The organism is Mycobacterium sp., from assembly GCF_052145595.1.
Lineage (GTDB): Bacteria > Actinomycetota > Actinomycetes > Mycobacteriales > Mycobacteriaceae > Mycobacterium.
This window is the reverse complement of record NZ_JBKQOI010000005.1, coordinates 1-11,287: the sequence shown is the minus strand read 5'-3', so window position 1 is coordinate 11,287 and position 11,287 is coordinate 1. Positions and strand designations below refer to the sequence as shown.

The window sequence follows — 11,287 nt, the reverse complement described above, 5'->3', positions numbered from 1 at the left end:
CGCCGTGGAACTGGCCGCTCAACCAGATCGCGGTCAAGGTGTATCCGGCGTTGGCGACCGGGTGCACGATGGTCCTGAAACCGTCTGAGGTGGCGCCGTTCTCGGCCTACATCTTCACCGAGATCCTTGATGCCGCGGGCGTGCCGGCCGGTGTGTACAACCTTGTCAACGGCGATGGTCCCGGCGTTGGCGTCGCGCTGGCGAGCCACCCCGACGTCGACATGGTGTCGTTCACCGGATCCACGCGCGCCGGTGTCGAGGTGGCCACGAATGCCGCTCCGACCGTGAAGCGGGTGACCCAGGAACTCGGCGGCAAGAGTCCCAACATTGTCCTCGACGACGCGGGCTTCGCCGAGAGCGTCCGCGCCGGCGTGGTCAACATGATGCCGAATTCCGGGCAGAGTTGTAACGCGCCGTCGCGCATGCTGGTCCCGAATTCGCGTATGGCCGAGGCGATCACCATCGCGCGTGAGACCGCCGAGCAGGTGAAAGTGGGCAGCCCCAGCGATAAGGCGGCGATCGGACCGGTGGCGTCGAGGACACAGTTCAACAAGGTCCAGGGCCTGATCCAGCAAGGCATCGACGAGGGCGCGACCGTCGTGGCCGGTGGCCCGGGTCGCCCGGCAGGGCTGGACAAGGGCTACTACGTCAAGCCGACGGTCTTCGCCAACGTCACCAACGACATGACGATCGCGCGCGAGGAGATCTTCGGGCCGGTGCTGTGCGTCCTCGGCTATGACAACATCGATCAGGCCGTGGAGATCGCCAACGACACCGATTACGGCTTGGCCGGCTATGTCTCGGGGGCCGACTACGACAAGGCTCGAGAGGTGGCCCGCAAGATTCGGGCCGGGTGGGTGACGATCAATCACGCCTTCGACATGAACGCGGCGTTCGGCGGCTATAAGCACAGCGGCAACGGTCGAGAGTGGAGCGAGTTCGGGTTCCACGAGTATTTAGAGGTCAAGAGCACCTTGGGCTACGCGCCCGAATAGGCCGTGCACGAGCTCCAGTCGATCGCGAAGGGATGAGACACAAATGTTTTCAGCAGTTTTGATCGAGAAAGGCGACTCAGGACAGACGGTTGGGGTAACCGACCTGGACGAGACGCAGCTGCCCGAGGACTCGGATGGCATGGTCAGCATCGACGTCGAGTACTCCACGCTGAATTACAAGGATGGCCTGGCCATTACGGGTAAATCGCCCGTGGTGCGGAAATTTCCGATGGTTCCGGGCATCGATCTCGCCGGTGTGGTGACCGAGAGCAGCCACGCCGACTGGAACAAGGGCGACCGCGTGGTGCTCAACGGTTGGGGCGTCGGCGAGACGCACTGGGGCGGCCTCGCCCAGCGTGCCCGCCTCAACGGCGGCTGGTTGATACCCCTGCCCTCCGCTTTCACCACCCGCCAGGCGATGGCGATCGGAACCGCGGGCTACACGGCCAGCCTTTGCGTCGACGCGCTACTACAGCACGGGGTGTCTCCCGATCAGGGCGAGATCCTGGTGACCGGGGCGACGGGCGGCGTCGGGACCGTCGCGATCGCGTTGTTGAGCGCGGCCGGGTTCAAAGTGGCTGCCGCGACGGGAAAGTCGTCGGAAGAGCCGTTCCTGCAGCAACTCGGCGCCGTGACGGTGTTGGACCGAGCTGAACTGAGCGAGGCCGGCAAGCCATTGCAGAAGGAGCGTTGGGCGGGCGTCGTCGACACCGTCGGCAGCCACACGCTGGTCAACGCCTGCGCGCAGACGCGGTACGGCGGCGCCGTCGCCGCGTGCGGTCTGGCTCAGGGCATGGATTTCCCGGCGACGGTTGCGCCGTTTATTCTGCGCGGTGTTTCCCTGCTCGGCATCGACAGCGTGATGGCGCCCAAAGAGCGGCGGATGGCCGCCTGGAAACGCCTGTCGGACGACCTGAATGCCGGCACGCTGGATTCGATCGCCCGGGAGATCGGGCTGGGAGAAGCGATCGCCGCGGCCGGAGAACTCATGGACGGCAAGGTGCGCGGCCGCATCGTCGTCGACGTCAATCGCTGACGGGAGCGCTAATGGCGAAGAAGACGACCACATCAACGAGCGCCCAGCTCGACTTGTCCGACGTCGATCACCGGGTCGGCAAGCCGGTGGGTGGCGGGCAATTGTGGGATCCCTGCAGTTCATCCGACATTCGGCGCTGGGTGATGGCGATGGACTACCCCAATCCGGTGCACTGGGACGAACAGTTCGCTCGCGAATCGAAGTTCGGCGGTATCGTCGCACCGCAGTCCATCGCGGTGGCCCTGGACTACGGGCACGGCGCGGCGCCCGCGTGCGTGGGCCATATTCCGAACAGCCACTTGATCTTCGGTGGTGAGGAATGGTGGTTCTACGGCTGTCCCGTACGGACCGGAGACAAGCTGTTCCAGGAGCGCCGGTTCCACGACTACAAGGTGACCGAGACGAAATTCGCCGGCCCGACCATGTTCTCACGCGGCGACACCATCCACACCAACCAACACGGCACCCTGGTGGCGCGCGAGCGTTCCACCGCGATTCGCTATCTCTACGAGGAAGCGACGAAACGTGGGATGTTTGAAAATCAGCTCGGCGAGATCAAACGCTGGACGCAAACCGAGCTCGAGGAGGTCGAGAGGCTACGACGTGAGTGGCTCGAATCCAACCGCATGGGTGTCTCGCCGCGCTTTGACGAGGTGAAGATCGGCGACACGCTGCCGCGTCGTGTGATCGGCCCACACAGCATCGCCAGCTTCACCACCGAATACCGGGCGTTCCTGTTCAATATCTGGGGCACCTTCCACTGGGTGGCGCCGCCCGGTGTCGAGGATCCGTGGGTCTATCAGGATCCGGGCTGGGGCAAGGACTTCGCCTTCGACGAAGAAGACGCGAAGATCGATCCACGCAAGCGCGACGGGCTCTACGTCGGCCCATCGCGCGGGCACATCGACGCCGAACGGGCCAGCGAAGTCGGCATGGCGCGCGCCTATGGCTATGGCGCAACGATGGGCGCATGGTGCACCGACTATCTCGCGTACTGGGCCGGACACGACGGCATGGTGCGGCATTCCAAGGCCGACTTCCGCACACCCGCCTTCGAGGGTGATGTCACCTATTTCGATGCCGAGATCATCGACAAGCAAGCGGAGTCGACCTGGGGTGTGCCTCTCGTACAGATAAAGCTGCGCCTGACCAACCAGAACGGAGAAATGCTGGTCCGCTGCACAGCCGAGGTCGAACTGCCGTTGTAGCCATGGCCGACGAGACTAGACCGCAAGCCGCACAGGGCGTTTCGGCAGGCATTTCGATAGTATCCGGGCCGCCGCTATCGGATGAGCTTGGGCTGGGAGCCCTGACGCTTCCGGGTTTCCTACGCGAAGTGACGCAGACGTATAGCGAGCGCGAGGCGCTCGTGTGGCGCACCGCCGATGACGTCACGCGGTGGACGTATGCGCAGCTTTGGGAACGTGCGGTCGAGGTGGCGCGTGCGTTGCGCGGGTGCGGCCTGGGCAAGGACGCCCGCGTCGGCGTTCTGATGACGAACCGGCCGGAATGGCTTGCCGCGGTGTTCGGCACGTCTCTGGCCGGCGGGGTGGCGGTCACCCTCAGCACATTTTCCACGCCATCCGAATTGGACTATCTGATAAGGGCTTCCGCGGTTTCTGTGCTCTTGTTTGAGCGGAATGTGCTGACGAAGGACTTCGCCGCTACGCTCGCCGAGCTGGAACCGGCAATCGGCACGTCGCGGAAGGGTGCGCTGGAGTCGGCGAAGTACCCGTTTTTGCGGCGACTCGCACTGGTGGGCGAGCCGGCCCCGGGCATCGAAGCCTGGGAAGAGTTTTTGGCGTCCGGCCATGAAGTGCCTCGCGAGCTGGTTGAGGCGAGTGCCGCGGCGGTGCTTCCGAGTGATGCCGCCGTGTTGTTCTTCTCGTCCGGCTCCACGAGCAAGCCCAAAGGCGTCCTGAGCGCCCATCGCGGGGTGTGCATCCAGCTGTGGCGCTTCCGGCGCATGTACGCGTTCAGCCCGCCCGACCATGTTCGAGGCTGGACCGCCAACGGCTTTTTCTGGTCCGGCAACTTCACCATGGTGCTCGGCTCAACGCTGGCCAGCGGCGGGGCCCTCGTCTTGCAATCAACGTTCGACGCCGCCGAGGCGCTCGAGCTCATGGAGGCCGAACGGGTGAACTTTCCGTTCGCCTGGCCTCATCAGTGGGCCCAGTTGGAAAGCGCACCCAACTGGGGCCGGGTGGATTTGAGCAGCGTGCGGTTCGCGGATTTCAAGACCCCGATCGCCCACCATCCCACGGTTGCGACCAAGTGGTACGAGCCGGGCCACGCCTACGGCAACACCGAAACATTCACAATCACAACGGGTTACCCTGCCAACACCCCGCCCGAAGTCCATGCCGACAGTTTCGGAGAGGCGCTGCCCGGTGTCACGCTCAAGATCGCGGATCCGCTTACCGGCGACATCGTTCCGCGCGGCCAGGCGGGCGAGATTCGGGTGAAAGGGCCCACGCTCATGCTCGGCTACATCGGCACACCGCTCGACGAGACCCTCGACTCCGAGGGCTTCTTCCCCACCGGCGACGGCGGCTACCTCGACGACGCCGGCCGACTGTATTGGCAAGGCAGGCTGACCGACATCATCAAGACCGGCGGGGCAAATGTCTCGCCGCGCGAGGTCGATGAGGCTCTTATGGAACACTCCGGCGTCAAGGTGGCCCAGACCGTCGGCGTTCCACACGAAACGCTCGGCGAAGTCGTCGTCGCCTGCGTCGTGCCACATGAAGGCGCGAGCTTCGACGCCGAGGAGATTCGCGCGTTCCTGCGGCAACGATTGGCCAGTTACAAGGTGCCGCGCCATGTGCTTTTCTTCCGTGAGAATGAAATCGCCCTTACCGGCAACGCGAAAATTAAATCCGGCGACCTTCGGCAGTCGGCCGCCACCCGGCTGCGGGGGTAGGTGCCAGCTGCCTGTAAAACAGGCCGCGCTAGAGGGAGTTTCAGGAAGGGGCAGCGAAGATGACGATCGCGAACAACACCAACAACGCACTCTCGATGGCTAGGTTGATCACGGGATCCGGGGGCTAAATGAACGTCAGCGCAGAGGAATTGAGAGTATTCCTCGATCGCGGGAAGATTCGCGACTGCATAGCGCGGCTCGCTCGCGGCGAGGATCGCCGCGACGCCGAACTCATCTCCGCATCGTTTTGGCCGGAGGCGATGATCGATCACGGCGTGTTCGCGGGCTCCTTCGAGGAATACCTCGCGTGGGTTGTGCCCGGCTCGCCGGCGATTCCGGTGACGCAGCATGTATTGGGGCAGAGCGTGTTTGACATGAGGAGCGATACAGCGCTCGTCGAGACGCACGTGACGTCCTACCATCGCTTGACTGTGGGTGGCGAGGACCGCGATACGGTCGTCGGCAGCAGGTACCTCGACTGGCTCGAAAAGCGGTGTGACGAATGGCGTATCGCGCAGCGCACGATGCTCTATGACTGGTACCAGGATTTCGGCCAGTCGGTCGACTGGTCGCAGGGCGTGATGGGCATGCCCTTGCGCGCCGGTCACTACACGGGCAGGGCGGTCGATGACTACAGCGAAACCTTCTTCGGCAAAGGCGCGGAATGGGTTCGCTGACAGGAAAAGTCGCGGTGGTGACCGGTGCCAGCCGCGGCGTCGGCAAGGGCATCGCGGTCGCGCTCGGCGCGCACGGCGCGACCGTCTATGTCACCGGCCGCACGGTCACGGCGGGCTCCGGTCCGCTGCCCGGCACGGTTGGCGAGACTGCGGCGGAAGTCGACCGTCGCGGCGGCACCGGTGTTGCCGTCCAGGTCGACCACGCCGATGACCATCAGGTCGCGGTCCTGTTCGACCAAATCCGTTGCCAGCAAGGTCGGCTCGACATCCTGGTCAACAACGCCTTCGCGCTCCCGAACGACCTGACCGAGCCCTTGCCGTTCTGGGAGAAGCCGCTGTCCAACTGGGAGATGGTCGATGTCGGCGTCCGCTCCAACTTCGTTACGGCCTGGCATGCGGCAAAAATCATGGTCCCGCAGCAATCGGGCCTGATCGTCGCGATATCGGGCTATGTCGGGGTCACCTACACGTACGGTGTCGTCTTCGGGCTGTGCAAGGCGGCGGTCGACCGGATGGCACGCGACATGGCCATCGAGCTGCAGCCGCACCGTGTCGCCTCGCTCTCGCTGTGGCAAGGCCTCACGTTCACCGAACGGGCCCAACGAAATCTGACGCGCAACCCCGAGATGACGGAGGCGACCGTCACGAATCCCGCCGTCGGGTGTTCGCCAGAATTTCCGGGCCGGGTCATCGCGGCGCTCGCCAGCGATCCGGAGGTGATGAAGCGTTCGGGCGGCACGTTCATCACCGCCGAGGTGGCGTGGGATTACGGCATCACCGACATCGACGGCAAAGTCGTCCCGTCGCTGCGCGCCGAGCGCGGCGCGCCGATCTGGCGTCCGATCGCGGAGGCAGGCCATGGACGCTGAGCGCCTCGCCCGGCTGTTGGATCGGCAGGACATCCTCGACTGCCTCACCCGCTTCAGCCGCGGCATGGACCGCTTCGACCGCGAGCTGGTCTTGTCCGCCTTTCACCCGGACGCGGTCATCGCGGCGGGCGATTTCGTCGGTGGCCCAATGGATCTGTACGCATGGGCATCGGACCTGCACGAGCAAGGACAGGTGGCGACGCACCACAACCTGCTCAACAACACCTGCGAGATCGACGGCGATAGCGCGCATTCCGAGACCTATTACCTGTTCGTAGCGCGCAACCGCGACGAGACTAACTCGATCACCGGTGGACGCTACCTAGACCGACTGCTACGACGCAATGGGCAGTGGCGGATCGCCCTCCGGATCAACGCGATCGAATGGTCCGGCATGGTGCCGACGATGCCGCTGCCGTTCGCGGACGTGCCGGACATCCACGGCAACGGCGCACCGACGCGTAGCAAGGCGGATCCGTCCTACCAGCGGCCGCTGGTCAACCGGCGTGAGCAGCACAATCCGCTCGCCACCTAAGCGCTGGGCGAGAGCGGCAAGCCTAGGTGTTTCGTCCGCCGTTGACTCACCTTCGCCGACTAATTCACCCCGCCCGAGTCGAACTACCGGTTAACTCCCCGCCGTGTCTTCCGCTCGTGCGGCGCAGTCGCCTCTAAGCTTGCTTCGATCAAGAGGAGGGGCAACGACGTATCGGCAGCAACCACGGCGCCGGGCGACATGGTGGTCAGGGCGCGCTAACAGCGAGCACTGAGCCGGGCGGGACGTACTCCGCACCGGCGTGTTCTGCTCGGCGGCGCCGGTGGGTTGCTCCCGTGCGCCGCGTCGGCCGGCTGGCGATTTGGGATCAACCGGAGCGGCGCAACGGCATACCCGCGCTGGATGGGCTTCGTGCGATAGCGGTTGCGCTGGTGCTGGCCGGGCATGGCGGCATCCCCGGCGTCGGCGGTGGCTTCATCGGCGTGGACGTCTTCTTCGTCCTCAGCGGATTCCTGATCACCTCGCTACTGCTGGACGAGCTGAGACGCACCGGTCGCATTGAGCTGACGGGCTTTTGGATTCGACGGGCGCGACGACTGCTGCCGGCGTTGGTGTTGATGGTGCTCACCGTGGGCGCGGCACGCGAGCTCCTGCCCAGCCAGGCCCTCACCGGGCTACGCAACGACGCGATCGCAGCATTCCTATGGGTGGCGAACTGGCGGTTCGTCGCCCAGAAGACCGATTATTTCACCCAGGGCGCTCCACCGTCGCCGCTACAGCACACCTGGTCGCTGGGGGTGGAGGAGCAGTACTACTTCGTCTGGCCGGTCCTGCTGATCGCGGTAACGCTACTGTTGGCCGCGCGGGCCAGGCGCTACTTCAGGCGGGCCACCGTGGGCGGGGTACGGTTCGCGACGTTCCTGATCGCCACCGTGGGCGCGCTGGCTTCCGCCGCGGTCGCCGTCGTCCTTGCCTCCGACGCCACCCGTGACCGGATATATTTCGGCACCGACACCCGCGCGCAGGCGTTGTTGACCGGCTCCGCGGCAGCGGCCGTGCTGGTTAGGGATTGGCCGTCGCTGAACCGCGGCTGGTGCCTGATCGGGACCCGGTGGGGACGGAGAGTCGCCCGTATTCTGCCGACCCTCGGTTTGGCGGGGCTGGCGGCGGCGACTCACTACGCAACGGGCAGTGCCGGTGAGTTTCGCCACGGTCTGCTGATCGGCGTCGCAATCGCCGCCGTCGTCGTGGTCGCCCCGGTGGCAATGGAGCAGCGCGGTGCGATCGCCCGCATTCTGGCTCTTCGCCCCTTGGTGTGGCTGGGCACCATTTCCTACGGCGTCTACCTGTGGCACTGGCCAATCTTTCTGGCGCTCAACGGCGAACGCACCGGGTGGTCCGGGTTACCGCTGTTCGTCGCTCGGTGCGCCGCCACGGTGGCGGTGGCCGCCGCATCATGGTGGCTGATCGAACAACCCATCCGGCGCTGGCGGCCGGCGCGGGTGCCGTTATTGCCGCTGGCGGCGGCCACCGTGGCCGGCGGGGCCGCGGTGACGTTGTTGGTGGTTCCGGTGGGAACCGGACCCGGCTTACGTGAGGCCGGTCTGCCGCCCGGGGTCTCGGCGGTCGCTGCGGTGTCGCCGTCGCCGCCGGGCGCCGCTCACCCGGTCGGGCCCCGAGACCCCAATCGGCCGTTCACCGTCTCGGTGTTCGGCGATTCGATCGGGTGGACCTGGATGCACTTCCTTCCGCCGACACCCGGATTCGCCTTCCTCGACCACACGGTCATCGGCTGCAGCCTGGTGCGCGGCACACCGTATCGGTATATCGGCCAGACCCTTGATCAGCGACCAGAATGCGACACCTGGCCCATCAGATGGGCGACGCAGATCAGCCAGGACCAGCCCGACGTCGCGCTGTTGATCATCGGCCGCTGGGAGACCGTAGACCGGGTCAACGAGGGGCGGTGGACCCATATCGGCGATCCGACCTTCGACGCGTACCTCAACGGCGAACTCGAGCGGGCACTGAACATTGTGGGTTCCACCGGTGTTCGAGTGGTGGTTGCCAGCGTGCCCTACAGCAGGGGCGGCGAGAAGCCGGACGGCCGCGTGTACCCCGAGGACCAACCGGATCGGGTCAATCTGTGGAACACCATGTTGCGCAAGACGGTCAGCCATCACCCGAACGTTGCGATCCTCGATCTGAACAAAAAGCTATGTCCCGACGGCGTTTACACCGCCAAGGTGGACGGCATCAAAGTACGCAGCGACGGCGTCCACCTCACCCCGGAAGGGGTGAAATGGCTGACACCGTGGCTCGAGGAGTCCCTGAGATAGGGCTTAATCGCCCGTGCGGCAGCTGATTTCCATGCTGTCGCTCTCCCGGACGAGGAAGTTGAAGCCCACGTAGCCGTTGTCGGGGTTGCGCACGTGGTCGAGATAGGGCTGGGTGTCCGCGGCACTGGTGTTGTCGGCGACAACCAGCGCTCCTGTCGACAGGCGTGGTTCGAGCAGCTTGATCACCGGCAGATAAAGGTCCTTCCAACCGTCGAGCAGAACGAACTCGGCGGGTCCGTCCAGGCCGGCCAGTGTGGACAGCGCGTCTCCTTCGAGAATGGTGATCAGGTCATCCAGACCGGTGTCGGCGAATGTCTGCTTCGCGGCGGCTATCTTGGTGGCGCTGAGTTCGGTGGTCACCACTCGGCCGTTGCCGTTGTCGCGCACCGCCGACGCCAGATGGACGGCGGAGATGCCGAAAGACATACCGAATTCGACGACCGTCGTCGGGCGGGTCGCCCGCACCAACGCATACAACAGGCGGCCGGCTTCGGGGGTCACCGGGATGTAGAACTCGCTCATTGCCTCGGTGCGTTCCTGCGTTGTCATCGGCCGATCGAACTCACCGCGTTTTTCGCGCAACAGCGACATCTGGTTCTTCGATTCGGCGTACATCCGGTCGAGCACCCTTGCGACTCTGGGGTCCTGCAAAGTATTGGCCATGCTTTAGAGGGTAAGCCTCGAGACCAGGCGAAAAGTCGTGGATGTTGACCACGAACCGCCGGGCCAAAGTGGCGTAAGGGTTGCGCACCGGGTTTGACGAGCCGCGGGACTCGTGGAAGCATGAAACCTGCAAGCACCTCGGTAGGTGAGGCGTCTGCACGGATACAGGCCACTGACCCCGAACGTCGAGAGACGCCCCGGGTCAGGACAGCTCTTCCCGGCTCAAGGGTTGAGCCCAAGTGGCTTCCGGACCAGGTCCGGATACGCCGTGCAGTGCCGAAGCTCCGGCGAGAGGGGTGTGCTTGACGGATCGCCGTCGGGCGTTCGTGCCTCTTCCGTTCGGGTGACTGTGGTGACACCCGCGTGTGTCTCGGCTGCGAGGAGGTGAGGGCGAGATGAGTCCCAGCGATAGTCCCTATGCGAAATCCGTCTTGTCCCGATCCGGTTCCGGCATTCTTTCTGCCGCCTGACACGTTTCCAGGTTCTCGTCGACCCTCCGCGACTGCGGTGCTGTCACGTCCGCCCGGGCGCATCGCGCCGGCGTCCTGAATGACTCGAGCCGATCGGACCTCCGGTCAGGAGAAGATCATGGCTTTTGTTGTTGCACAACGTCACAGCGGTCCTATCACGTTGCGCGGCCGGTCGATGCTGCGTGCGGGCCGGCGACTGGTCCACAAGTTCCACCTACGGGCGAACCTGACTCAGCAGGAGCGGGCCAACTTGTATGTGTCGCGGATGCCGATTGCCGTAATCACGGCCTCTCTGGGCGGGCATCCGTCGAGCAGTGCGGACAACCGCCGGTGATTGGTTCCGTCGGTTGTTCAGCGGCAAGCACATTCTGATCAGCCGCAGCCTCAGCTACGAACCCCACGCCCAAGGCGATCGCGCAAATCAAGGCAGAGCACCGGGCCGTCCATAGCCATCGAGAACCAACCGCGCCGATCGGCTCGCTGCCGGAGGGGAGTACGCTCGCGAACATGGGTTCCTCCCATTTGAATAGGAGTGACAATCGAAGGGGATGGTAACGCGAGACTAGAAACGAACAAACGAAATCGCCAGTTGCTTTCGGGATCAGGACTCAACGCAAGCAGAGCCTGAATGAGGATGACGTTCAACACCAATGCGAGCAACGGTGAAAGGATTCCTGCAAGTAGTACCCGGTATTTCGATAGATTAGCCACACAGCTTTGCTTTCCGGCGCGGATCTTCTTGCTCAGGCCGGGTTTGGTAACGAGTGAGAGAGTTTATAGCATCAACGGGAGCGCGGGTGCGCCACGCGCCTTATCCGAGTG

General features: G+C 64.6%; 10 protein-coding genes and 1 riboswitch. Of the genes, 9 read left to right on the top strand and 1 reads right to left on the bottom strand.

All coding sequences use genetic code 11. The annotated features are described in order from the left end of the window. The 8 genes from ACLP4W_RS00280 to ACLP4W_RS00245 form a co-directional block, all read left to right on the top strand. Window positions 1-995: aldehyde dehydrogenase family protein (locus ACLP4W_RS00280; protein ID WP_442382971.1), on the top strand; the 995-nt coding region annotated here is incomplete at its 5' end. A gap of 43 nt (window positions 996-1,038) precedes the next feature. Continuing rightward, window positions 1,039-2,031 (top strand): acrylyl-CoA reductase (NADPH), encoded by a 993-nt coding sequence (acuI, locus tag ACLP4W_RS00275; protein WP_442382969.1) that lies wholly within the window; start codon window positions 1,039-1,041, stop codon window positions 2,029-2,031. A gap of 53 nt (window positions 2,032-2,084) precedes the next feature. Further along, window positions 2,085-3,239 (top strand): MaoC family dehydratase, encoded by a 1,155-nt coding sequence (locus tag ACLP4W_RS00270; RefSeq protein WP_442382967.1) that lies wholly within the window; start codon window positions 2,085-2,087, stop codon window positions 3,237-3,239. 128 nt (window positions 3,240-3,367) lie between these two features. Beyond that, the gene (locus ACLP4W_RS00265) at window positions 3,368-4,954 is read left to right on the top strand and encodes a class I adenylate-forming enzyme family protein (protein ID WP_442382965.1); all 1,587 of its coding nucleotides are present in this window, start codon (window positions 3,368-3,370) and stop codon (window positions 4,952-4,954) included. Between the two features lie 128 nt (window positions 4,955-5,082). Then, window positions 5,083-5,631: a nuclear transport factor 2 family protein gene (locus ACLP4W_RS00260; RefSeq protein WP_442382963.1), complete on the top strand. Its 549-nt coding sequence runs from the start codon at window positions 5,083-5,085 to the stop codon at window positions 5,629-5,631. Next, window positions 5,619-6,500 (top strand): SDR family NAD(P)-dependent oxidoreductase, encoded by an 882-nt coding sequence (locus ACLP4W_RS00255; RefSeq protein WP_442382961.1) that lies wholly within the window; start codon window positions 5,619-5,621, stop codon window positions 6,498-6,500. The genes ACLP4W_RS00260 and ACLP4W_RS00255 overlap by 13 nt, the downstream gene beginning before the upstream one ends. Then, window positions 6,490-7,035, top strand: a complete 546-nt coding sequence (locus ACLP4W_RS00250; protein ID WP_442382959.1) for a nuclear transport factor 2 family protein — start codon at window positions 6,490-6,492, stop codon at window positions 7,033-7,035. Before ACLP4W_RS00255 ends, ACLP4W_RS00250 begins: the two co-directional genes overlap by 11 nt. A 293-nt stretch (window positions 7,036-7,328) precedes the next feature. Continuing rightward, window positions 7,329-9,332 carry an acyltransferase family protein gene (locus ACLP4W_RS00245; protein WP_442382957.1) on the top strand — a complete coding sequence of 668 codons (2,004 nt, stop codon included), beginning with the start codon at window positions 7,329-7,331 and terminating at the stop codon, window positions 9,330-9,332. A gap of 3 nt (window positions 9,333-9,335) precedes the next feature. On the opposite strand, the gene ACLP4W_RS00240 is transcribed toward ACLP4W_RS00245, so the two are convergent. Next, on the bottom strand, window positions 9,336-9,995 hold the full coding sequence (locus tag ACLP4W_RS00240) for a class I SAM-dependent methyltransferase (RefSeq protein ID WP_442382955.1): 660 nt from the start codon (window positions 9,993-9,995) through the stop codon (window positions 9,336-9,338). A gap of 130 nt (window positions 9,996-10,125) precedes the next feature. Further along, window positions 10,126-10,298: riboswitch (M-box (ykoK) riboswitch) on the top strand. Between the two features lie 285 nt (window positions 10,299-10,583). Here ACLP4W_RS00240 and ACLP4W_RS00235 point away from each other — a divergent pair. Then, window positions 10,584-10,799, top strand: coding sequence for a hypothetical protein (locus tag ACLP4W_RS00235; RefSeq protein ID WP_442382973.1), 216 nt, complete (start codon window positions 10,584-10,586; stop codon window positions 10,797-10,799). Window positions 10,800-11,287 lie beyond the last annotated feature (488 nt).